General features: G+C 41.3%; 20 protein-coding genes. 8 read left to right on the forward strand and 12 right to left on the reverse strand.

Translation table 11 applies throughout. The features are described 5' to 3' along the window. Positions 1-397 precede the first annotated feature (397 nt). A complete protein-coding gene (recN, locus tag FTU66_RS03635; protein WP_131261101.1) occupies positions 398-2,059 on the forward strand; it encodes a DNA repair protein RecN in 1,662 nt (553 codons plus the stop codon). Between the two features lie 61 nt (positions 2,060-2,120). On the opposite strand, the gene FTU66_RS03640 is transcribed toward recN, so the two are convergent. From FTU66_RS03640 to FTU66_RS03655, 4 genes are read right to left on the reverse strand one after another with little or no spacing between them, the layout of a single operon-like run. After that, positions 2,121-3,107 carry a CsgG/HfaB family protein gene (locus tag FTU66_RS03640; RefSeq protein ID WP_004975851.1) on the reverse strand — a complete coding sequence of 329 codons (987 nt, stop codon included), beginning with the start codon at positions 3,105-3,107 and terminating at the stop codon, positions 2,121-2,123. A gap of 56 nt (positions 3,108-3,163) precedes the next feature. Then, positions 3,164-3,766 (reverse strand): penicillin-binding protein activator LpoB, encoded by a 603-nt coding sequence (lpoB, locus tag FTU66_RS03645; protein ID WP_004975849.1) that lies wholly within the window; start codon positions 3,764-3,766, stop codon positions 3,164-3,166. Between the two features lie 13 nt (positions 3,767-3,779). Further along, positions 3,780-4,181 carry a DUF1425 domain-containing protein gene (locus tag FTU66_RS03650; protein WP_180112322.1) on the reverse strand — a complete coding sequence of 134 codons (402 nt, stop codon included), beginning with the start codon at positions 4,179-4,181 and terminating at the stop codon, positions 3,780-3,782. A gap of 16 nt (positions 4,182-4,197) precedes the next feature. Further along, a complete protein-coding gene (locus tag FTU66_RS03655; protein WP_179988501.1) occupies positions 4,198-5,562 on the reverse strand; it encodes a COG3014 family protein in 1,365 nt (454 codons plus the stop codon). 621 nt (positions 5,563-6,183) lie between these two features. Between FTU66_RS03655 and FTU66_RS03660 the strand changes: the two genes are divergently transcribed. From FTU66_RS03660 to FTU66_RS03670, 3 genes are all read left to right on the forward strand, one after another. After that, a complete protein-coding gene (locus tag FTU66_RS03660; protein ID WP_004975844.1) occupies positions 6,184-6,738 on the forward strand; it encodes a YqgE/AlgH family protein in 555 nt (184 codons plus the stop codon). After that, positions 6,731-7,174, forward strand: coding sequence for a Holliday junction resolvase RuvX (gene ruvX, locus FTU66_RS03665; protein ID WP_180112323.1), 444 nt, complete (start codon positions 6,731-6,733; stop codon positions 7,172-7,174). The genes FTU66_RS03660 and ruvX overlap by 8 nt, the downstream gene beginning before the upstream one ends. A gap of 152 nt (positions 7,175-7,326) precedes the next feature. Next, positions 7,327-8,109: an IclR family transcriptional regulator gene (locus FTU66_RS03670; RefSeq protein WP_180112324.1), complete on the forward strand. Its 783-nt coding sequence runs from the start codon at positions 7,327-7,329 to the stop codon at positions 8,107-8,109. A gap of 89 nt (positions 8,110-8,198) precedes the next feature. On the opposite strand, the gene FTU66_RS03675 is transcribed toward FTU66_RS03670, so the two are convergent. Next, positions 8,199-8,816 (reverse strand): alpha-ketoglutarate-dependent dioxygenase AlkB, encoded by a 618-nt coding sequence (locus FTU66_RS03675; RefSeq protein WP_180112325.1) that lies wholly within the window; start codon positions 8,814-8,816, stop codon positions 8,199-8,201. A 142-nt stretch (positions 8,817-8,958) separates the two neighbouring features. Between FTU66_RS03675 and FTU66_RS03680 the strand changes: the two genes are divergently transcribed. Further along, on the forward strand, positions 8,959-10,761 hold the full coding sequence (locus FTU66_RS03680; protein ID WP_180112326.1) for an ABC transporter ATP-binding protein: 1,803 nt from the start codon (positions 8,959-8,961) through the stop codon (positions 10,759-10,761). A gap of 49 nt (positions 10,762-10,810) precedes the next feature. On the opposite strand, the gene pgsA is transcribed toward FTU66_RS03680, so the two are convergent. The 3 genes from pgsA to uvrC all read right to left on the reverse strand — a co-directional run bounded on the left by pgsA (position 10,811) and on the right by uvrC (position 14,322). Beyond that, the gene (gene pgsA / locus FTU66_RS03685) at positions 10,811-11,398 is read right to left on the reverse strand and encodes a CDP-diacylglycerol--glycerol-3-phosphate 3-phosphatidyltransferase (protein WP_179996324.1); all 588 of its coding nucleotides are present in this window, start codon (positions 11,396-11,398) and stop codon (positions 10,811-10,813) included. Positions 11,399-11,503: 105 nt separating this feature from the next. Then, positions 11,504-12,298: a thioesterase family protein gene (locus FTU66_RS03690; RefSeq protein WP_179996323.1), complete on the reverse strand. Its 795-nt coding sequence runs from the start codon at positions 12,296-12,298 to the stop codon at positions 11,504-11,506. A 224-nt stretch (positions 12,299-12,522) separates the two neighbouring features. Next, on the reverse strand, positions 12,523-14,322 hold the full coding sequence (uvrC, locus tag FTU66_RS03695; protein ID WP_004975832.1) for an excinuclease ABC subunit UvrC: 1,800 nt from the start codon (positions 14,320-14,322) through the stop codon (positions 12,523-12,525). Positions 14,323-14,507: 185 nt separating this feature from the next. Here uvrC and FTU66_RS03700 point away from each other — a divergent pair, with 185 nt between their 5' ends. Continuing rightward, on the forward strand, positions 14,508-15,572 hold the full coding sequence (locus FTU66_RS03700) for an AAA family ATPase (RefSeq protein ID WP_180112327.1): 1,065 nt from the start codon (positions 14,508-14,510) through the stop codon (positions 15,570-15,572). A gap of 373 nt (positions 15,573-15,945) precedes the next feature. Here FTU66_RS03700 and FTU66_RS03705 read toward each other — a convergent pair whose 3' ends face one another. Together FTU66_RS03705 and FTU66_RS03710 are read right to left on the reverse strand one after the other, a co-directional pair. After that, complete coding sequence (locus FTU66_RS03705; protein WP_180112328.1) at positions 15,946-16,362, reverse strand: PH domain-containing protein; 417 nt, start codon at positions 16,360-16,362, stop codon at positions 15,946-15,948. 321 nt (positions 16,363-16,683) lie between these two features. Continuing rightward, positions 16,684-17,511, reverse strand: a complete 828-nt coding sequence (locus FTU66_RS03710; protein ID WP_228262063.1) for a hypothetical protein — start codon at positions 17,509-17,511, stop codon at positions 16,684-16,686. A gap of 584 nt (positions 17,512-18,095) precedes the next feature. Between FTU66_RS03710 and fadB the strand changes: the two genes are divergently transcribed. Together fadB and fadA are read left to right on the forward strand one after the other, a co-directional pair. Beyond that, positions 18,096-20,249: a fatty acid oxidation complex subunit alpha FadB gene (gene fadB / locus FTU66_RS03715; protein ID WP_180112329.1), complete on the forward strand. Its 2,154-nt coding sequence runs from the start codon at positions 18,096-18,098 to the stop codon at positions 20,247-20,249. Between the two features lie 12 nt (positions 20,250-20,261). Further along, positions 20,262-21,434, forward strand: coding sequence for an acetyl-CoA C-acyltransferase FadA (gene fadA, locus FTU66_RS03720; RefSeq protein WP_004975824.1), 1,173 nt, complete (start codon positions 20,262-20,264; stop codon positions 21,432-21,434). A 145-nt stretch (positions 21,435-21,579) separates the two neighbouring features. Here the strand turns inward: fadA and FTU66_RS03725 are convergent, their stop codons facing one another. Then, positions 21,580-21,852, reverse strand: coding sequence for a hypothetical protein (locus FTU66_RS03725; protein ID WP_004975814.1), 273 nt, complete (start codon positions 21,850-21,852; stop codon positions 21,580-21,582). A 108-nt stretch (positions 21,853-21,960) separates the two neighbouring features. Then, positions 21,961-22,710: a hypothetical protein gene (locus FTU66_RS03730; RefSeq protein WP_104852942.1), complete on the reverse strand. Its 750-nt coding sequence runs from the start codon at positions 22,708-22,710 to the stop codon at positions 21,961-21,963. Between the last annotated feature and the right edge of the window lie 2 nt (positions 22,711-22,712).

Raw genomic sequence — 22,712 nt, forward strand, 5'->3', positions numbered from 1 at the left:
GTAAATTGAACAATGTTTCAATACGCAGCATGCAACACGCTGACAGCACAGTCTAAGCCAATGCCAGAGGCATGCAAAGTACTCTGCTCTAGATTCTTCCCCACTAAAGTGCTAAATCTGAATGTGAAACAGATCACGAATAGTATCTATATCGTTTAAGTTCCACCATATCAAGCAGCACCGAAAACTCCCCAAGTGAATATACTGCAATTTAATGACCATCCAATGAAATGATCAAATGATCATGTGTTTTATATATGATGCTTATCGGGTACATTTTTTGTTGTTTGCGCTGCAATTTAAGCTAGAATTAAATAGAAGAAAATAACAGCCTTGTTATGGCATTTCCAAAACTTGACTCTCTTTCACTGACACTTTTCGCAGCTTGGATGCGTTTATGCTGACTCATTTAACACTGATTAACTTTGCCCTTGCCGACCACTTAGCACTGGATATTGAAACAGGTTTTAACGTTCTGACAGGGGAAACAGGTGCAGGTAAATCCTTACTTTTAGATGCGCTCTCTGCCTGTTTAGGTGAACGTACCGATACCAATTATGTACGTTTTGGCTCAGATAAAGCCGATGTGACCGCGAGTTTCAGTTATCAGGACAATAGCCCTGAAGCACAATGGCTAAAAGAACATGAATTAGATGATGAGTCTGGTGAAATCCATTTACGTCGGGTAATTTTTGCTACAGGACGCAGCAAAGCATGGATTAATGGTCGTCCAAGCAGTTTGGCAGAGCTGAAAGAAATTGGACGCTTACTGGTACAGTTATACAGTCAGCACAGTCAGCAACAATTGCTCGAACCGCCTTATCCAAAACACTGGCTTGATCGTTATTATAATTTTTATGCCCCTGCCCAAGCAGTACGTGATGCTTACAGTACCTGGCAAAAAAATATCCGACAGCATCAGGCAGCGCTGGATGCACAGGCAACCCGCAAGCAACGCATCGAAACCCTGAACTTACAGCTCGAAGAACTCGAAGAACTGGTACAAATCGATTATAAGGAGATTGAACAAGAGTTTGATCGCCTAAGCCATCATGAACATATCATGCAGGATTGCAGTTATAGCTTAAATGCCTTGGATGAAGCCGAGCAAAACATCACTCAGGAAATTGCTTCAATTATTCGCCGCTTGGAATCGCATGCGGGGCGCAGTGAGCAATTATCGGAAATTTATAATTCATTGTTAAATGCGCAAAGTGAATTAGATGATGCGACAGCCAATTTACGTCAGTTTATTGATCGTCAAAGCTTTGATCCAGAGCGCATGGAAGAACTGAATCAGAAGCTGGAAGTTTTTCATCGTTTGGCACGTAAATACCGCACTCAGCCTGAATTACTGAAACAAGAGTTCGATACTTGGCAAGCCGAACTCACGGCTTTACATGAACTGGAAGATCCTGAAACTTTGGCAGAACAAGTCGAAGTGGCACATCAGGACTTCTTAGCCAAAGCACAACATTTAGATGATATCCGTCGTGAAGCAGCTGCACCGCTCGCTAAACAACTAACCGAGCAAGTTAAACAATTGGCACTGCCTGAGGCACATTTTGAATTTAAGTTTGAACCTTTAGAGCAGGTTTCTGCGGAGGGGTTAAGTTTTATTCAACTACTGTTTACTGCCAACAAAGGTATTCCTGCTCAGCCATTAGCACGTGTGGCTTCTGGTGGCGAATTATCGCGGATTGCCTTGGTCATGCAAGTCATGAATGCCGAAAAAACCGAAGCTGAAGTTTTGGTTTTTGATGAAATTGATGTCGGGATTAGTGGTGGTACTGCTGAAATTGTGGGGCGTTTGCTCGCAGGTTTGGCGCAACACGTTCAAATTTTATGTATTACCCACCAAGCACAAGTAGCTGCACAGTCTGATCAGCACCTTTTGGTGAAAAAGCGTCAGACCGATCCTGCCAGCAGTACCATTGTTGAATTAGAAGAAGATGCGCGTATTTTAGAATTGGCACGCATGACAGGCGGTGTTGAAATTAATGACACTACCTTGCAACACGCCAAACAATTACGCCAATTGAAGTTTCAACAGGCTTAAAAAATAAATCCCCTGATTTTCAGGGGGATTTATTTAGGTCTAAAACAAGCTTAATCATTATTTACCATTTCACAGGTTGGTCACTTGAACCAGGTGTCATTTCATAACCTGGAGAGGTATCATAAAATTGACTGCTAGAAGATTGCACAGGTTGTAGTTTAAGACCCTGTAAAATTTCAGGATTTAAACTTTGGGCAATCTTATCTGCAGTACTATCATTTAAACTATTATTTAAAAGATTCTGTGTCATCAAGTTCGATAAGGTACGATTAAAAGTCCCTGCCGCAACTACCTTACTGGTATTCGCTTCAATCACTCGCCACGTTAAACGCACCTGCTCTGCACCAGCATTTAACCCATACATTTGTTGACCGCTAGCAACTGACAAATCGTTAATACGCCCCACGAGTAAATAATCAGCACCTACTTTTTGACCAATACGCGCTAACTCATGCGGTGCACCATCCCAATACAGGAAGTCATTTTCAAATTGCATTTCATCTATGTAATGACGATCAACAACACTTAACTGCCCTGACTGTGCCAAATAAGTACCTAAAGTATCTGATAATTCTTGACTAAACTCAGAAGCAGAAGCACCGCTGGCTAAGCGGTTATTTTTTTCTGCCATTTGAAATGGCAAGACTGCAATACGGCGCATGTGTTGATCTTGTACAGTAGATTCAAACTTCACCACATGTGCGCGAACTTTAGCGCGATAATTATTTTTAGCACCAGAAACACTCAAGACCTGAAACTTGGTGACAGAACCCGAACCTTGATTGGCTACACTAAATACAGGTGAAACTTTACCCGTATATGTCCAGCCCTGATTATTTACAGATAAAGAAACTGTTTCTTCATAATTCATTTGTGACGATACCGAAGCACCATTCACCGATTGAACTGCAATCAATAATGCTTCAGAAATAGCTTGGTGTTGTGTTGGACCACTACCCGTTGCCTCTTTAATCACTTCTTTAATCGCAGCAAAAGCAGGACTGCACAGTAATCCAGATAATAAGCCTGCAAATAATATTTTTTTCATGTTCTATTCTTCAACAGCAACTGCGCTTATCACAGCGCAGTTGCTTTCAGATTAAATTAAAGACCAAAAGTTGAGCGCTTTGCTGCCTTACGGATTTCTTTTTCGCCTGTCCACTCTACAATGCCAGTTTGTAAGTTCTGCAATTTAAATGTGAACTTGTAATACACATCGCTCTTACCACCTGCATTTTTTACAATACTAGATAGATTGCCATTGAGCATATATTCAGCACCGATATGTCCACCAGTACGCACTGCAGTCGCTTGATTGACCATGCCGCTTTGCTTTTGATAGGCAAGTTGCTGCGCCATCGCATTGACAGATTTCATATCTACAAAACGAAACTTCCCTGAATTAATTAATTTGTTCTGAATCGTATCTGTAATAGATTCTGTATCGATATGTTCTTGTGTCTTGTTATGAATACGATCAAGCACAATGACTGGACGACGAGTTTGCGTCATTTGCACCACAGGTGGGAAGGTCAGCATATCATCCACCATCTTTGCAGCAATCATTTGTAGATCTGTCGATCCAAAATCTTTCGTTAAAGTTTCTACAGCTTGAGCATCACCATAACTCACTGCACTACCCGTTGTTGCACAACCTGTTGCCAAAACAGAAGTTGCTACCACAGCCATGATTAACTTTGCATTCATTGCTCTATCTCGCTTATTTCTTTAAATACACAACAACATCTACAGCCGATGGATTTGGTGCTAAAGATTGCACGCCCTTCACCTCTCGACCCGTTAACTGAATTGGTTTCCAAATCGCACCTTCAGGGTTCACTTCTGCTCCATGTGCATCGACCCATACGATTTTGTAGCTAAAATCTTTGTTATTGAAACGGCGGTTTTTAATGGCAATTGATGCCTTTTTTAAGTCGCCTGCCATAGATATTCCCACACGCTCAACAAATACCTCAGTGGTTAAGACTGGGTTATTGGTAATGGTGCGAATACTTACTTCGTTATTCGCATCTGTCTGTGTAGACAAAGCATTAGGGGCTGTACATCCAACCATCGCCGCAGCACTAAGACCGAGTAATGCGAGTTTTAGCTGATTTTTCATAAAGTTCTCTTCAATATTATTGGCGTGGAATACTACTTACACTTGCTGTAATTTTGTCATTTACATGATGTGCATAAACAAATACTGTTTCATTGGCTTTTACATCCAACTTCACAGAGGAGCTTGACAAATTACCTGACGATAACTGTAAGTTGTGTGTCCCTGGTGTTAAGTTCAGACGTGCAATTTGCGTATTACTTGGCAAAGTTGTCCAAGCTCGTAAATCTGCTCGCTCGGTTGCCATATTGAGCACGTTACCTGCCAATTGCCCTAAAACACCAAATTGGTTACCAAGCTCTTTTTGAGCAGCATATTTGGCTGTGGCACGAATCACTTGGGTTGTTAAAGTTCCAACGACTTTTTCTTTTAAGTCTTTAACAGCCAATGCACCAATATCACTAATCACATAACTGTCTTGCAAAACTCGGTTATTCAGCTTCACTTTCAGGCTTTTGGGTGCAACATAAGTGCTAGGTTCATAAGTCGCAAAAGCAATGTTGATAATGCCGCCCGGAGTCGGAATATCTAACTTATTTTCAATTTTCTGTGGAACGATACCTTGTTCAATAAATACAATAACAGGCACACTACTATTACTTTGTTTTGCAACCAATTGATCTAAACGCTTTACATCCTTAGCAATCTGCTCATCAGGCTGTAACTCATAAGCTTTTTTGTAATCCACCAAAGCATCGTTATATTCGCCTAAGGTTTCCCACAAGTTAGCTGCCATATAAAAAGCATAGGCATTTTGATAAGTATTCTTAATCTTGCCCGCAATTGGATCTAAGCCAACAAATGCCTCATCTAAAACATGCAATGCGGCATTTGAAGATGCATTTGCTTTTGTATTTTTCTCTTTTTTCTTTTCAAACTCAGCCTGATGTGCCAGTTCAATTTCACGCTGAATACCCTGTGCAACACGCATTTCTACTGCAGCAGCCTCAAGGTTTTTTAGAAAAATATAATTTTTGGCTTGAGAAATATGTGCCAATACCTGTTCATGAGGTGGTACCAAATAAGGCACCACCGAATCATTACTCACCATAGAAAGTGCTTTAAATCCGACCCGACTCAGACTAATTTTTGCACGACTTTTTTGTTTATCTAGCAATTCAAAAGCCTGCTTATAATGATTCAAACTTTCTTCATACTGATGATTGACTTGTAATAGACGTGCCTGCTCCAGTAAATATAGTACGCCGTCTTTTGAATCTACTTTATCTTTAAATTTAGCAACTAAATCTTCAGATAAATGATTATTCAAATGACTGCGAAATAAATTACCTTCATCATTATAAGTTCCAAAAATTGCTGCTTGAGAAAAAACTGAAGCTGAAAAAACAGCAGCAAACAAACTTCCCTTTATTAAATAATTCATATTAAACCATCAAAAAAAGCTATAAAAGATGAAAATTTCACCATCTTACAAACAATCATTTTTTGTTTCAATATGTATTTTATGTATATTTATTGAAACATATCAAGCTATAAAAAACACAAATTTTACACTAAAGTACAAAACTTACAAAAGAGATCAACAAACTTATAGATTTTTTATATTAAAAAACCACTACTCATTAGACAAACTTATTATTTAATAAAAGAGAATCTAAATGTAGTAAAACCGCCTATTTTGCAATTAAAAAACAGAAATCACATTAGTTAAAATTAAAAAAGTAGATTAAAAAATATACACTGAAACATTTAACAAACCCACCTCACAAAGATAATAAAGCAATCAATTATTATGTTCCTATATCTTCAACTTTGTAACTAAATAGATAAATTTAATGACATCATTTTTTCTAAATTTTAGATTTATTCTTTTATTTATTCTTTGTCTCACTTTTACCAAAGCAAAGTTGTCATCAGAGTGGTTTTATGGGATAAGTACAGCTAAGAAATGTATATTTGCATGATTTGGCTGTAACTCGTTTACGTTTCCAAGTCGGTTTACAGTTCTGTTTGCCACCACCTCAGATTAAGGAGAATTGCTTAGGTGACTAAACAATATCTGACGCATCGCTGTCTCATAGCCCCGCCCGATATGAATGATGAGTTTTTTGCAAACACCGTCATCTATTTGGCACGTCATGATGAAGACGGTGCGCAAGGCATTATTATCAACCGTCCATCGGGTATCCAAATCAAAGAATTACTCAATGATTTAGATATAGACGCAGATAATGTGCATCCTCACGAAGTTCTACAAGGTGGTCCATTACGACCTGAGGCAGGTTTTGTTTTACACACAGGGCAGCCAACTTGGCATTCATCTATCGCTGTTGGTGAAAATGTCTGTATCACCACCTCTAAAGATATTTTAGATGCGATTGCCCACAACGAAGGCGTTGGACGTTACCAAATTGCCTTGGGCTATGCCAGTTGGGGCAAACAGCAACTGGAACAAGAAATTGCCCGTGGCGATTGGCTCATTTGTGAATCGGACATGGACTTGATTTTCAATTTACCTTATGACGACCGTTGGGATGCCGCTTATCGTAAAATGGGCGTAGATCCAACATGGTTATCTTCAGAGATTGGTCATGCCTGAAACAACACAAGCCCAAACCATTATGGCATTTGACTTCGGTACGCAAAAAATGGGCATGGCTGTGGGGCAGGCAGTAATTGAAAGTGCGACCCCACTCGCCCTCTTCCCCATGAAAGATGGCATTCCACAATGGGAAAACTTGCTGAAAATCATCAAGCAACATCAGCCACAATTATTTCTAGTGGGCTTACCTTTAAATATGGATGATAGCGAGTCGGAACTGTCTACCCGTGCACGTAAGTTTGCCAGACGCTTACGCCATCAAAGCAATATCAACACCCTAATGGTCGATGAACGCCTAACCACACGTGAAGCACGTGATGAGCTTGATCATTATCAAGCCCAAGGGCGTGGCAAAAAGCTCGCTGCCGATAGTCTTGCCGCAGCACTATTGATTGAAAGCTGGTATCGTGACCCTCACGGCGTTCAGCCTTAAATCCTATTTCTGAATAGATAACATCGACAAATGCAAAAGAATTGGGACATTGATCGTTAGAATGCCTAAGACCATCTGTAAAAAGTCTATTGGTCTGGCGATTTTTTGATATAAAGTGACACCATCCTTTTGGTGTGAATGGGTAAATCCGCATGGCACTGTCTAGCTTTGGCAAGATTCTCACAGTCTTAGACTTATTTTCAACCGCACGTCCTGTCATTAATGTAGATACCATTAGTGAGGAACTCGGTTTATCTAAGCCCACCAGTTACCGCTATTTAAAAGAGTTGGTTTCGGCAGAGTTGTTGCAGCGCATGAGTGGCACATCGGGAGATTACACCCTAGGGCCAAAAATTGTAGTATTGGATTTTATCTCTCGCACGACCGATCCATTGGTCACCATCAGTATTCCGTTTATGAAAAAAATTGCGGAACGTACTGAATTTTGCTGTTTGCTGACCCAACTCAATCAAGATTCCTGCATTGATGTGCATCACGAAATCTTTAAAGATACGCCTTTGCTGTCTTATGGTCGCGGCTGCCCACGTCCTGTTTATGTCGGCTCATCGCCAAAAATTATTATGGCACATCTGCCTAAAGCTAAAATTTTAGACTATTACCAACGTTTTTCTAACGAATTGGCACAAGTCAATTTTGCACAAGATGAAGATGACTTTTTGCAGCAAATGCGCAAAATCAAAAAACAAGGCTATTATTTTTCTAACGGCGAACTCGATGCAGAAATTGCAGGCTTATCTGTACCGATTCGTTTTTCATCTAAAGATGCACCTTATGCATTGACGCTGCTGGCATCTAAAAACCGTTTTGAATTTGTCAATTTGCAAAAACTGATTGAAATTTTGCAGGATAATGCAGAACAAATTGAAAAACAGGTGGAAGTACTGAATACCAGTTTTAGTATAGAACTCACTTAAAGATTTAGGTTATTGATACCTTAAAGCACTGAATTTAAATACAATTAAAATTTATTCCTGAATAAGGATTTAGAGTGCTAAATCAAGTTTTATTCAATAGCCGTGTGAAAATAGCGAAAGGTCAGATTAATTCTGGGTTGTATAATTCTATTGGACTTCATTAAGGCATGTTTCCAATAGTGTTGTGTCGTGCCACGCATGACCAACAACTGACCGCTGTGCAACAGTAGCTCAACCTTGTTGGCGCGGTGTTTATGCTGAAAACAAAATTTACGGGTTGCCCCCAAACTCAAAGATGCAATGACAGCGTGTCTGCCTAAATTCGGCTCATCATCACTGTGCCAACCCAAGCCCTGCGTACCATCTTGATATAAATTGACCAAACATGAATTAAAGGGATGCCCGACCCATTGTTCAATTTGCTGTTTCAATCGCCACAAAGCAGGCTGCCATAGCAGTGCCTGCTTAACTGCTCCCGAATAACGATATTGATACTGCTCATCGCCATACCATGCCACTTGGCGCTGTGTCCGATAATACTGACCAAAGAGCAGACCTTCATCAGGCTGCCATGCCAAATGTTGCAGAAAATACTGCAAATAACGCTCACTATGCTCCGCACTCAGCACCAAACCATAGTCCTGCACAATGCCGTCATAAGGCAGTACGTTGTCACAACGCTCAGGTGCAAATAATTCTAGATTCATGGTCATTCCAATGCTGAATAGCTTATTGTTTAATCTAAAACAAGGATCAGGACTGCTCACAAAATGACACAGCTTTTTGGCTTGTGAGTCGTGAAGTTCATCCTTAGACTTAAAATCATCGTTCTTATAACAATAATAGCTTATGAATTTATGGCATTTATTTCAAAAATTGCGTCCCTTCGTTCGACCTTATCGGCTCTTGGTGATTGCCACCTTAGTTTTAACGCTCATCGGCTCGTTAACAGCTCAAGTCAATGCACTAACTTTACAATACGCTGTTGACCGTATTAACGCCTTAATTGAGGCAGGACAAGGTCTGTCTGCAGGCTGGCACATTTTAATCACCATTTCAGCCATTTTGCTGGGTAAAGAAATCATCAATGCTTTTGTGCAGTTTGGACAGAAGTTTTATGGTGAAAAACTACGCATTTTTGTGTCACAAGATTTGGCACAGGGCATTATTGAGAAATTTTTACGTTACAGACTGGCCTTTTTTAATCAGGACAACAACCAAGCAGGTAAATTACAAACACGTATAGATCGTGGCATTGGTTCACTTACCCGTTTAGTGCAAATTTTCTTTATTGATATTTTGCCACTCTTTACCAGTGCAATTGTGGCTTTGGGCTTAATGTATTATGCCAATGTTTACGTGGGCTTGGTCGCGACACTCATTGTGCCTATTTATTTTTGGCTGACCTATCAGCAGGCACAAAAACTAGGAAGCTGGCGACGTAATTTACGTGATGGACGTGAGAAAAAAAGCCAAGGGATTCTCAGCATCATCAACTCAATTACCGTGATTAAATCATTTAACAGAGAAAGCATTGAAGCAGAAAAACAACTCACCCTGCAGAAAAAACTAACCCACAATCAAATGCAGACTCGCCAAACCAGTTTTTTATTTGATGGTTTAAAAAGCTTTATTGAACAAATTGGCGTGGTGCTGATTATTATTTTAACTGCTTATTTTGTGTTAGATGGACAAATGAGCATCGGCATGATCATGTATCACGTGTTACTGTTTGGCAATGTTTCTGCCCCAATTCGCTCATTGCATCGTATTTATGATGAAGTCAATGACGCAATGATCTATTCAGAAAGCTTCTTTCAAATTTTGGAAGCCGAGCATGAAATTGAGCCAAGTGGTACGCTTAAACCAGTTATTCGAGGGCAGTTTGATCTGCAACAGGTAAACTTTTTTTATCCGAATGGACATCATGCACTCAAAGACATTCAAATGCAGATTCAGCCCAATAAAATTACCGCATTGGTGGGATTGTCGGGAGCAGGAAAATCTACCCTGATCAGTTTATTAGATAAATTCTATGAACCACAACAGGGAACAATTCAGCTCGATGGGATTGATATTAACCACATCGACACTCAATATTTGCGTGACCATATCGGCTTGGTTTTGCAAAAAAATCATATTTTCCAAGGCTCTATTTTTGAAAATATTCGTTATGGCAAAACTGATGCAAGCTTGGAAGATGTGATTCTGGCAGCCCAAAAAGCCTCTATTCACGAACAAATTTTGCAATTGCCTCAGGCTTATGACGCAGATGCCCTCATGCTTTCAGGCGGTCAACAACAACGGATTGCCCTTGCACGTATGTTCCTGAAAAATCCACCTATTATTTTTTTAGATGAACCGACTGCTAGTCTGGATGCCATTGCAACCGAACAAATCAAACAAAGCCTCGATGAAATTAAACAAGGGCGTACGGTCATCATCATTTCACATAGCTTATCGCAAATTATTGATGCCGATTACACCTATGTCATGAAAGATGGCAGGATTGCGGAACATGGCGAACATGATGCGCTTTATCATCAAAATGGGGTTTATAAAGAAATTTTTGATGCGATGGCAAAAAGTTTAAATATTGAAAAAATTGCCAAAACTTATGAGGATGATGCCGAGGAAGAAACCCATAGTTAATCAAAAAGTGCTTCAATCAGAAGCACTTTTTAATGAAGAATCACGATATTTAAGGTTGTTTCAAATATGGCCATGCCGCTTTTAAATAAATAAACATCGACCAAAGCGTTAGAATTACAGCAGTATAGAGCAACAAATAAGCCACCATTTCCAATGGTTGCCAGTTCAATAAGAACACTGAAATCGCAATCATTTGGAATGCTGTTTTATATTTCCCCACTGTAGACACCGCCACACTGGTACGTGCGCCGAGTTCAGCCATCCACTCTCGTAAGGCAGATACGGTAATTTCACGGGAAATAATTACAATCGCGGCAAAAGCCATAGAAATAGTCGGTTGCCATTGCACTAAAACAATCAATGCCGCAGCGACCATAAGTTTATCGGCCACAGGGTCTAAAAAGCGCCCAAATGCAGAGGTCTGATTCAAAGTACGTGCCAAATAGCCATCAAACCAGTCGGTCACAGCAGCAATCACAAAAATAGACGTCAAAATAATATGACGCGTCATGCCACCATCATAACCTTTTACGCCCATTGCAGGCGGCCAATACGCCACCAACAAAAAAACAGGAATCAAGGCGATTCGAGCCAAAGTTAATATATTTGGAATGTTCAGGATACGACCTGTTGTCATAGACACCGCCAATGTTTCCCCTCTTTACGCTGCATATTCACAAGTTTTTTGAGGATTTGTCATCGTGAATAGGCTTCACTTTATACGAAATGCTAGTAGGTGTCACTAGGCAAACACGGTGATGGTCTGTCGGGCAATCGCTATTAGCCGATCCTGATCATCCCATAAGTGCGCATATTCTGTGGCATAACCACCGCTAGCATGATCGGTAAAAACTTTATATTTCATCCAATCTTGCAGCTGATTTTGCAAAGGATTGACATAGGTCACATGCCAAGTCAGTGAACTGGCAGGAGCGAGCTGCTCAAACATCGGCAGTACTCCAGGCGGCCACATATCAAAAGCCACCATCAAATCGGCAATGGTCATGGCACGATTCGTATGCTGTTTTGGGTTAAAACGCATCCAGCCTGCAAAATCAGGTTTATGACTAGCAGTAAACGGATATTGTCCTTCAGACCAAACCAAATCCATCTGCTGAAAACATTCAGGTGCTAAAGGATGATGCTGTGTAACAGGCAATTCCGTTGCAGGTGGAAAATTGGGCGCAGTACGTTCTTGTTGCACCACAATGCTGGAGTCACGTGCCGCACCAAAACTAGCAATTAAAATGCTTTGTACTGCATCATCCTGCCATAAACGAACTTCGACACTGGTCACAGATTTGCCTTCACGCAGAATTTCCGCCGTGAGCCGTGCCCGACCTTGTTGCACAGGTCCGACAAACGTGACACTGCTGCTTAGCAAGCGCTTTTTCGGATCGGCAATACAAAGCTGGGCTTTTTGCATCATCAAACCTGCCACCAATCCACCATAAATAGTGCGCCCCTGTAACCACCCAAACGGGATGTCTATCCATTCTTGCTCGGCAATGGCTTGATAGGTCTGTAGCAACGACATAGCTTTTCCTTAAACAATGTTGTGGTTGATATTACAGGGTTTCGATCTGATGTGAATGTTCAATGACGACAGAGTCAATGCACTTTTTTGCTATTTACCTTTGTAGAAAATACTGCTTTTTATGCAGTAAATAGGGTCTGTTGACAATTCGTCTATGTTTGCGACGTGAGAGATATATCTCGCAAGATTTTTAGCTAATATAAGGCATGAGGCAGGAAATTTAGTCATTCATGCAGCACTTTATAAATCGTACGCGCCATTACTTCACCCAGTCCGGGTACTAAAGTCAACTCTTTTTCAGAAGCTTTCAGGACACCTTGTATGCCACCAAAATGGGTGAGTAAATCACGACGACGTTTTGGCCCTAAGCCCGGAATCACTTCAAGTATTGATGAGCCACGTTTTTTATCGCGCTTGGCACGGTGCTTGGTAATTGCAAATCGGTGTGCTTCATCACGTACCTGCTGAATCAAATGCAGCGCCTTATGATCTTCAGGCAGCTGAATTTTGCTGCCATCGGTAAAATGTAGCGTTTCTAGACCAGGTTTGCGTCCTTCGCCTTTGGACACCCCAATCATAAAGGCATCCAATCCTAACTCCTGCATGACCTCCATCGCCATATTCAACTGCCCTTTACCGCCATCAATCAGCAATAAATCGGGCAGCATGGCTTTTTTATAACGGCGCGTTAAAGCTTGGCGCATGGCAGCATAGTCATCTCCAGCCTGAATATCCTGAATTGAAAATTGTCGATAATCACGTTTGCGAATACCACCACTGTCAAATACCACGCAAGATGCCACAGTGTCTTCGCCCATAGTGTGCGAAATATCAAAACATTCAATTCGATCAATGGGGCGTCCAACCACTTGTTCTAACTGATGAAAACGCTCATTTAATTCAAAGTGATTAGCGAGTTTACCTTTAATAGCATGCTGCACATTCATTTGTGCCAATTCTTGCCACTCGGCACGGGTTTCACGCACTTTATGTTTAATTTGAATTTTTTTATCGAAGTGTTGCTGTAAGGCTTGTTCCAACTCTTTGCAATCTGCCACTTCCACATTAACAATCAATTCCGCTGGAATTTCATCGGCCACCTGAAAGTAAAAGTTGGCAATAAAATCGGCCAACATTTGCCCCAAATCATCGCCCAACATATCAGGAAAATAGCTTTTACCGCCCAGCATTTTGCCATTGCGCACATGCATAATTTGCACACAGGTCACACCTGCCTGATAAGCAATTGCGATAATATCGGCTTCGCCTTTGAGTTTATAAATGGCTTGCTGTGCCTGCACATCACGCAACAAAGCCATACGGTCACGGTAAAAGACTGCTTTTTCAAATTCCAACGCTTCGGCTGCAGCTTCCATTTTGGCAATCAATTGCTGATTCAGTTCTTTACTATCGCCCTGTAAAAATCGAATCGAATTATTAACATCTTCTTTATATTCTTCGGGCGAAATCAATCCTACACACGGTGCCGAACAGCGTTTGATCTGATATTGCAAACACGGACGCTGCCGTTGAGCAAAATAACTGTTTTCACACTGCCGCACATTAAACAGTTTTTGTAACACCACCAAAGTATCGCGGGCATTGTACGCACTCGGATAAGGCCCAAAAAACTTGCCTATCTGATGCTTGCCTTTGCCGCGTCCACTGGCAATACGCGGATAAGGCTGATCTGCCGACACAAAAATATAAACATAGGACTTATCATCGCGCAGCATAATATTGTACGGTGGACGATGCAGCTTAATCAGATTTTGTTCAAGCAATAACGCTTCAGTTTCGGAACGCACCACCAAAGTTTCAATATCATAAATACGCGCCACTAAAGCCTGCGTTTTAGGATGCTCGATGGTTTTGACAAAATAACTCGACACTCGGTTTTTTAAATTTTTGGCTTTGCCGACATATAACAACTCCCCGTCTTTACCCAACATACGGTAAACCCCTGGCAATTGGGTCATATTTGCCAAAATTTTCTCGATATGCTCACCTGCGTTTGGGTTCACGAGTCATCCTATTCTTGCTACATTCTTTACATGATGTGCTGCTTTATCTGATTTTTTCAAGCTTTATCCTGTGGCATAGCGCATGATCTATCCACTAAAACGATCAGCTCAGTGCTAAAAACGATCAGTCGGCAACACAAGATTTGCTATGCTCAGGCATCTTGTCAGCAGAAGGAAAGTGCAGGATGACGACCGCACCACACGGCATACCGACCATTCAATCCGCAACGTCCCAGCCGATCAGTACACATCAGTATGTATCCGCCAAAGACCGTTTGATTGGCAAGCCGCGCTTTCATTTTGAACCTACACAAGTCATGCAATTGTTACGTCAACGGATTATTGGACAAGATGCAGCGCTGAATGAAATCGAAAAAATGCTGTATGTGGTCAAGGCCGATTTCTCCAGCACAGAGCGACCACTTTCAGTGACTTTAATGCTTGGCCCGACAGGTGTTGGCAAGACCGAAACGGTGCGCCTGATTGCCGAAGCCATTTATGATCGCCCCGATGCCTTCTGCCGCATTGATATGAATACCTTGGCGCAGGAACACTATGCGGCTGCACTCACAGGCGCGCCTCCTGGCTATGTCGGCTCTAAAGAAGGCCATAGTTTATTTGATGAAACTGCGATTGCAGGTTCGCACACCCGCCCAGGCATTATGCTGTTTGATGAACTGGAAAAAGCCTCAAGCGAAGTGATACGTGGCTTAATGAATGTGCTAGATACAGGCAAACTGACCCTGACTGCAGGCACCAAAACCATCGACTTTCGCAATTGCATGATTTTTATGACCAGCAATGTGGGTGCTCAAGCCGCACAACAATACTTAGATAAATTGAATCTGTTGCCGCAAAAAGTACAACAACTGTGCTTAAAACGCATGCCCACACAACGGATCATTGAAAAAGTCATGCAGCGTAAATTTGACCCTGAATTTTTAAATCGGATTGACCGTAGTTTGCATTATCAAGCGGTATCTGCTGATGCCCTGCCGCAATTGGTTGAAATTGAATTGGAAAAGTTAAACCATCGCCTGCAGCATCAACAGCGCCAAGTCGAACTCACTGCAGCAGCTAAAGCCTATTTTTATCAGGGGCATGATATTCGTTACGGCGCGCGGCATTTGGGGCGTAAAATTCGTACTGAACTTGAACCCATTTTAGCTTTATATTTTTTAAAGTATCCTGAAAAATCGGAAATATGTGTAGATTGCAGTGCAAATCAATTGCACCTCAAAATAGAATAAGCCCGCGACTTATGCTGCGTGAATCTTGAGAATGCCACTCTGCTCATCCTCAAAGTTTTGATGCTTATTTTTTGCTTTAAAAGCCTAGGGTCTGTTGACAATTCGTCTATGTTTGCGACGTGAGAGATATATCTCGCAAGGTTTTTTAGCTGATATAAGGCATGAGGCAGGAAATTTAGTCATTCTAAATGACTGACTCATAACGCAATAGCAGCAAAAAATATGCTCGTCCTGAAAGGCTGTGGCTAAAACTTTCTCAGATTGCGTTATGAAACTTGGCAATAGTCTCGCTATTCCCTGCGTTTCATGCCTGATCTGCTCAGTTTTAGCCTACAGCGCAAGCCATTTATGAAATGTCAACAGACCCTAGGGATTAGTTAGTAATTTCCATTCCCAAGGCTTGACTAAATTTGGTCTGATCTTTAGGTGAAACCAATACAAATTTTGGCTGCCCCGCTAGAAGATAATCAATTTTTAAACGCTTCAGCGACAAAGCAGGTGACGCTACCGAATTATTGGTTTTAGATATTTTTTGAATACTGTCGCGTGGAATGTCCCATTTTAAAAACATGCAACGGATCTGCAAGCGTTCTGCATCGACCTGATAGCGCGTATTGAACACAGGCCACCACAACACAAAAGTGGTAATGAAATACACCCCTGTGTGCACAGGAAATGCTGGCATCGTGCCTTTGGCGTACATGGTCAGCAATAACTGAATCAATAGACCAGACATACAAATCACAAAAGCCAAAACCCACCAATCTTTTTTAGAACGAAACGTTTGCATAAAAATTCCCCTATTTGCTTCATTCTATACATAAAAGTAGGCGGGAATTAAAGCACGTTGCTGAAATTTCTCAAAAATGTCATAAAAAACGCCCCGAAAGGCGTTGTGATGCTTTTAAACGCACTCAGTAGCCACAGATACAGGTAAGTCATACTTAATACGACTATCTTTTGAATTAATAAAAGCGGTATAAATATTAGGGGCTATATGTTCACATGCTGAAATCTTTACTACCCCTGTACTTGTCGCAAGGCTTCGATAACTCGCTAAATTAGAGCCTATTGTAGATGCACAAGTTGCAGCAGCCGCAGCCATAGAGACTTATTGAGCGGCACTACTGGGAGTATCAGATCCCTCAATTAAACGAGTTTCAGTAGAAGTTATCTCCGAAAAATTTAATAATTTTATTATCCGATTTCCTGTTTTAGTATTAGCACCTTTATCTACTTCGGCTAACTTAATCTTAAGGTTATTCCTTCCCTTGATATAAGGATATATATCAAGCATTGGAAATTTCTTACCTACGTTATGCTCAGCAATAGTAAATAGTTGAGGTTGAGCCAAGAATTTAGATGGAAAAGTAATCGTACTTTTACTATTCAGATTAATCGACTGATTAAACTTTGGATCAATTAGATAATATTTTAGTTCAGGGTTAAAAGGTAACGCAGTACTGGCTACTGGAAAGTAGCGCAATACACCATTTCCTTTACTGGTTTTATCTAAAACAATATATAAGTTCTGTCCTTGATATTCAGGATCAATTTTTACAGTTTCTTTAAACTTTAAATTCCCTTCAATTGATTGTTTACCTGTAGTCGGTTCAAAGAAAACTTCTCTAATTTGTTCATTATTTGGAATTAATACGTCTGCGACTAGTTGCCCTCTCGTGGTACTACTATTTACAACAGGTACATACTTATTAACATCGGCTTTCCAACAAGCAGTTGCTGAACACAAAGTGAAATTAGAAATATTAATCTCCCCAGCATCATTATTACTAGAAACTGTTAGATTAACCCTCAAGCGAGACATACTATCTCTTTGAATGCCCTTGTATCCTTCTAGATTTTGGGATGTAAACGGAGGCAAAGCTGCTAAGACGGATGTCGATGATACTAGTAAACTCAATGCGAATAGTTTTTTCATTTTTTATCACTTATTTAATTTTGCTCATTAAATATTAAAGTTTTTATTTAACATTTCCTTTAATAAATGTAATTTGATTGTTACCTACCAAATCTCATTCCATAATTCTTTTTAGGCTCGTTTATTTCTTTAACTTGCTGACTTACATTTCCAATGCCTGTAGAGCTAAGCAAAAAATAAAAGACCACATTGCAAGTCACTGCCTAAACTACCCATATCTACCGACTTCATGCTTTAAAACTTATAATCAAAACAAGGGATTGACTTTTCTGCCCACAACAACCCACTGATAACATCTATTTATCAAGCTTTTCTAAATCGAAAATGCAATACAACCTGATTAAAAATAAAAGAGAAAACAATCACTTTCATCTTGCTTTAAACATAGGATTTTAAGATCGGGTCAAAAAGCAATTCCGTGCTATGAGAAAAATCATGACCCTTGCGTCACGGCTTGATACAACTTGCTATATTTTTTTTCGATATAGTTATCGTAAGATTAGCGAGGCATATATGTGTGCAGGACTATCGCACACGCTTCATAACATCAACTTAGAAGTCCTCCAAAATAAAGGAGATCAGGCATGATCCACGCTGGCAATGCCATTACCGTCCAAATGCTTTCGGACGGAATTGCAGAATTCCGCTTTGACTTACAAGGTGAGTCGGTCAACAAATTTAACCGTGCAACGATTGAAGACTTTAAAGCTGCGATTGAGGCTGTTAAAGCAAACAATGAAGTGAAAGGTTTAATCGTCACTTCTGCGAAATCAACCTTTATCGTGGGTGCAGACATCACCGAATTTGGCGCAAACTTCGCTCAAGGCGAACAAGCCATTGTGGATTGGGCATTGCCTGTTCACGACATCTTCAATGCTTTTGAAGATTTAGAAATTCCTAAAGTTGCTGCAATCAATGGTATGGCATTGGGCGGCGGCTTTGAAATGTGTTTGGTATGTGACTACCGTGTCATGTCAGACCAAGCACAGGTGGGCTTACCAGAAATCAAACTCGGTATTTTCCCGGGCTTTGGTGGTACGGTTCGTTTAAGCCGCGTTATTGGTATCGACAATGCGGTTGAATGGATGGCAATGGCCAACCCTAAACGTCCTGATGCTGCACTTAAAGACGGTGCTGTAGATGCTGTAGTTGCTGCAGATCAATTACAAGCGGCTGCGCTTGATTTGGTTAAACAAGCCATTGCAGGTCGTTTGGACTGGAAAGCAAAACGCCAAGAAAAATTAGACCCAGTGAAATTGAACCCACTTGAACAAATGATGGCGTTCAACACTGCAAAAGGTGCGGTATTAGCGAAAGCGAATCCTGCACAATACCCTGCACCAAAACTCATGCTTGATTCTTTACAAGCAGGTGCAAGCTTGCCACGTAATGACGCACTCAAAGCGGAAGCGGAAGGCTTTGCTAAAGCTGCGGTAACGCCACAAGCAGGCGCGTTGATTGGCTTGTTCATCAACGACCAAGTGGTGAAAAAGACCTCGAAAAAATATGAAAAAGGTGCACATCCTGTGAACCAAGCGGCTGTACTCGGCGCGGGTATCATGGGCGGTGGTATTGCTTACCAAGCGGCAAGCAAAGGCACACCAATTATCATGAAAGACATTGGCAATCCACAATTGGCATTGGGGATGTCTGAAGCAAACAAATTGCTGACCAAACAAGTTGAACGTAAAAAAATGACACCTGCCAAAATGGGTGAAACTTTGGCACGTATCCGCCCAACTTTAAGCTATGACGAGTTTAAAGAAGTAGATATCGTGATTGAAGCCGTGACTGAGAATCCGAAAGTCAAAGGCATTGTGTTGGCTGAAACTGAAAAATCAGTACGTGAAAACACCATTATCGCGTCAAACACATCAACCATTTCGATTACACGTTTGGCAGAAAACCTACAACGTCCAGAAAACTTTGTCGGCATGCACTTCTTTAACCCAGTGCACATGATGCCATTGGTAGAAGTGATTCGTGGTGAAAAAACTTCACCTGAAGCGATTGCGACTACTGTGGTGCTTGCTCAGAAAATGGGTAAAACACCAATCGTAGTGAATGACTGCCCAGGCTTCTTGGTGAACCGCGTATTGTTCCCTTACTTTGGTGCATTCGACTTGTTACTTAAAGATGGCGCAGACTTCCAGCAAGTTGACAAAGTCATGGAAAAATTCGGCTGGCCAATGGGCCCTGCTTACCTAATCGACGTTGTTGGTATCGACACGGGCGTTCACGGTGCAGAAGTCATGGCAGAAGGTTTCCCAGACCGCATGAAGCCAGACTATAAAGGCTCAATCCAAGTCATGTACGAAAACAAACGTCTTGGTCAAAAGAATGACGTAGGTTTCTACAAATATGAATTGGATCGTAAAGGCAAGAAAGCCAAAGTGGTCGACCCAACTGCGTATGAGCTTGTAGCATCTGTCGCAACATCTGAAAAGCGCGAATTTGATGCACAAGAAATCATTGACCGTATGATGTTGGCTTTCTGTAATGAAACAGTACGTTGCTTAGAAGACAACATCGTGGCGACACCATCTGAAGCAGATATGGCGATGATTATGGGTGTAGGTTTCCCTCCATTCCGTGGTGGCCCATGCCGTTATATCGACCAAACAGGTGTTGCTGAATACGTTGCGCTTTGCGACAAATATGCACACTTAGGAAAAGCTTATGAAGCGCCACAAATGTTGCGTGACATGGCTGCTAACAACAAAAAATTCTACGGTTAAGGAGCAACGTGAATGGCTACTTTAAATCCACGTGACGTTGTCATCGTTGATGGCGTACGTTCTGCAATGGGTAAAACCAAAAACGGTATGTTCCGCAATGTACGTGCTGACAGTCTATCGGCTGAATTGGTTCGTGCTTTAGTTGCTCGTAACCAGTTTGATGTCAACGAAGTTGAAGATGTGATCTGGGGCTGTGTTAACCAAACCCTAGAACAAGGTATGAACATTGGTCGTAATATTGCTTTATTGGCTGATCTTCCAAAAACAGTAGCAGGTCAAACTGTGAACCGTCTGTGTGGTTCTTCAATGCAAGCGATCCACACCGCTGCGGCACAAATTGCAACCAATCAGGGTGATATTTTCATCATTGGTGGTGTAGAGCACATGGGCCATGTGGGCATGATGCACGGTATCGACATCAACCCTGCTGCATCGAAGCACTATGCCAAAGCCTCAAACATGATGGGCTTAACTGCTGAAATGTTGGGTCGCATGAACGGTATTTCTCGTGAAGAGCAAGATGCCTTTGGTGTGGAATCACACCGTCGTGCATGGGCTGCAACGCAAGAAGGCCGTTTTAAAAACGAAATCATTGGCATTGAAGGTCATGATGCAAACGGCTTTAAACAACTATGCGACATCGACGAAGTGATTCGTCCAGATGCTAACCTTGAAGCATTCCAAGCTTTACGTCCTGTATTTGATCCGAAAGGCGGTACCGTAACTGCGGCGACATCTTCAGCATTGTCTGATGGTGCTTCTGCTATGTTGCTTATGTCTGCTGAACGTGCACAAGCATTAGGTTTGAAACCACGTGCGGTGATTCGCTCTATGGCCGTTGCAGGCTGTGATGCAGCAATCATGGGTTATGGCCCAGTACCTGCAACGCAAAAAGCACTTAAACGTGCGGGCTTGTCAATTGCAGACATTCAAACCTTTGAATTAAACGAAGCGTTTGCTGCACAAGGTCTATCTGTTCTAAAAGGCTTAGGCATTTATGATCAGCAAGATCGTGTGAACTTGAACGGTGGTGCAATTGCACTCGGTCACCCATTGGGTTGTTCAGGTGCGCGTATCACCACCACGTTGTTGAACGTGATGGAACAACAAGACACGCAAATTGGTCTTGCGACCATGTGTATCGGTCTTGGTCAAGGTATCGCGACAATTATTGAGCGTGTGTAAAAAGTCTTCGTAATAAAAAAATCCTCGCATCATGCGGGGATTTTTTATTTTGTTGTTTTGAGCTGTTCTAATTTTTAAATTTTATTCTTTTGCATTGTTATCTTGAAGACTAGATGGCTGATCAGTTGTGATTTACCTGCACGGCTTAAACCAACAACTCCCCCATCAACCATGTCATATAGCGTTCTTTATCCATAAAGTCTGGGGCGCTGCCTGTATCCAAGCAATAATATTGTTGATTAAATTCAATCACAATTTGTTCAGTCTGATGCCAATCTTCAACCAAACGAAAGTGCTGATTAAAGAAGTAACGGTTCTTGCCCCAATTATTTAAATTTTCGAGTTTCGGGTAGTTTTTATTTTCTAAGAATTGCAAATACAGTTGTTGAATATCATCAAAGACTTGAATGCTGTTCATATTGGACCTGCCTAGCTGAGCAATTAAATCAACAGGCACAGTTTAGGCAAGAGATTTGAACGGCAGATGACATTCTTTTGACAATTTGATGTAAGGATTTGCCAGACCTTACAACTTGCTTTCCAGTGCCCGCTGATGCTGCTGAGTGATCTCTTGCATTTGCGTATTGAGCTGCACCATCTCTTGATATACCGCATTAAATTCTTTCAAGGCTGCATCTTCATAGAACATGAAGGTATTGTTTTTGAGCTCCCATTTATTGTTTTTTAAAATTGCAAACAACACATACGCCTTACCCAAATTTTTCTTTTCCAATTCAAATAATGCGTGTCCTTGGTCATTATGGCGGCTTTCTAGCAAAGATTCTGCTAAATGACGGCGCAAATTATGATTGATTTCAAGATTCTCAATCTGCTCCAAAGCCATCGCTTCATGCTGTTCTAAATGTTCCTGATACAGCTCTACCATGGCACGTACTTGCACCAACATGGCTTCGGTATCGGCATAGTCTTGTTTTTTATCTGCAGCAAGTCGTTGAGGATCTAAAAACTGATCCCAATTCAAGGCTTTTAATTCACGTAAATAGCTATTGCGCGCTTCGGCACTTTGCACCATGTGACTCAAGACAAAACTCGCCATAATTTGATAGTCGCCATCTAAACGATTATCTTTTAAGTCAATTTGAATCGGCTTAGACCAATCCTGTGCCTGTACAAAAATTTGTTCGGCTTTTTCATAAATCACATTTTGATAAGCATGCAATTGAGTGACTTGTTTTTGCTGCTGTTGATATTGATAAAACATCCCGCCAAAAATCAGCAGCGTTGCACATCCTATAATTAGCACTATACGTCGCATGC

The sequence above is a fragment of the Acinetobacter sp. YH12131 genome, from assembly GCF_013418635.1.
GTDB lineage: Bacteria > Pseudomonadota > Gammaproteobacteria > Pseudomonadales > Moraxellaceae > Acinetobacter > Acinetobacter towneri.

Excerpts from the sequence above, each read along its gene's own strand:
- recN (WP_131261101.1), top strand. The coding sequence starts at position 398 with ATGCTGACTCATTTAACACTGATTAACTTTGCCCTTGCCGACCACTTA.
- FTU66_RS03640 (WP_004975851.1), bottom strand. The coding sequence starts at position 3,107 with ATGAAAAAAATATTATTTGCAGGCTTATTATCTGGATTACTGTGCAGT.
- lpoB (WP_004975849.1), bottom strand. The coding sequence starts at position 3,766 with ATGAATGCAAAGTTAATCATGGCTGTGGTAGCAACTTCTGTTTTGGCA.
- FTU66_RS03650 (WP_180112322.1), bottom strand. The coding sequence starts at position 4,181 with ATGAAAAATCAGCTAAAACTCGCATTACTCGGTCTTAGTGCTGCGGCG.
- FTU66_RS03655 (WP_179988501.1), bottom strand. The coding sequence starts at position 5,562 with ATGAATTATTTAATAAAGGGAAGTTTGTTTGCTGCTGTTTTTTCAGCT.
- ruvX (WP_180112323.1), top strand. The coding sequence starts at position 6,731 with ATGCCTGAAACAACACAAGCCCAAACCATTATGGCATTTGACTTCGGT.
- FTU66_RS03670 (WP_180112324.1), top strand. The coding sequence starts at position 7,327 with ATGGCACTGTCTAGCTTTGGCAAGATTCTCACAGTCTTAGACTTATTT.
- FTU66_RS03675 (WP_180112325.1), bottom strand. The coding sequence starts at position 8,816 with ATGAATCTAGAATTATTTGCACCTGAGCGTTGTGACAACGTACTGCCT.
- FTU66_RS03680 (WP_180112326.1), top strand. The coding sequence starts at position 8,959 with ATGAATTTATGGCATTTATTTCAAAAATTGCGTCCCTTCGTTCGACCT.
- pgsA (WP_179996324.1), bottom strand. The coding sequence starts at position 11,398 with ATGACAACAGGTCGTATCCTGAACATTCCAAATATATTAACTTTGGCT.
- FTU66_RS03690 (WP_179996323.1), bottom strand. The coding sequence starts at position 12,298 with ATGTCGTTGCTACAGACCTATCAAGCCATTGCCGAGCAAGAATGGATA.
- FTU66_RS03700 (WP_180112327.1), top strand. The coding sequence starts at position 14,508 with ATGACGACCGCACCACACGGCATACCGACCATTCAATCCGCAACGTCC.
- FTU66_RS03705 (WP_180112328.1), bottom strand. The coding sequence starts at position 16,362 with ATGCAAACGTTTCGTTCTAAAAAAGATTGGTGGGTTTTGGCTTTTGTG.
- FTU66_RS03710 (WP_228262063.1), bottom strand. The coding sequence starts at position 17,511 with ATGAAAAAACTATTCGCATTGAGTTTACTAGTATCATCGACATCCGTC.
- fadB (WP_180112329.1), top strand. The coding sequence starts at position 18,096 with ATGATCCACGCTGGCAATGCCATTACCGTCCAAATGCTTTCGGACGGA.
- fadA (WP_004975824.1), top strand. The coding sequence starts at position 20,262 with ATGGCTACTTTAAATCCACGTGACGTTGTCATCGTTGATGGCGTACGT.
- FTU66_RS03725 (WP_004975814.1), bottom strand. The coding sequence starts at position 21,852 with ATGAACAGCATTCAAGTCTTTGATGATATTCAACAACTGTATTTGCAA.
- FTU66_RS03730 (WP_104852942.1), bottom strand. The coding sequence starts at position 22,710 with ATGCGACGTATAGTGCTAATTATAGGATGTGCAACGCTGCTGATTTTT.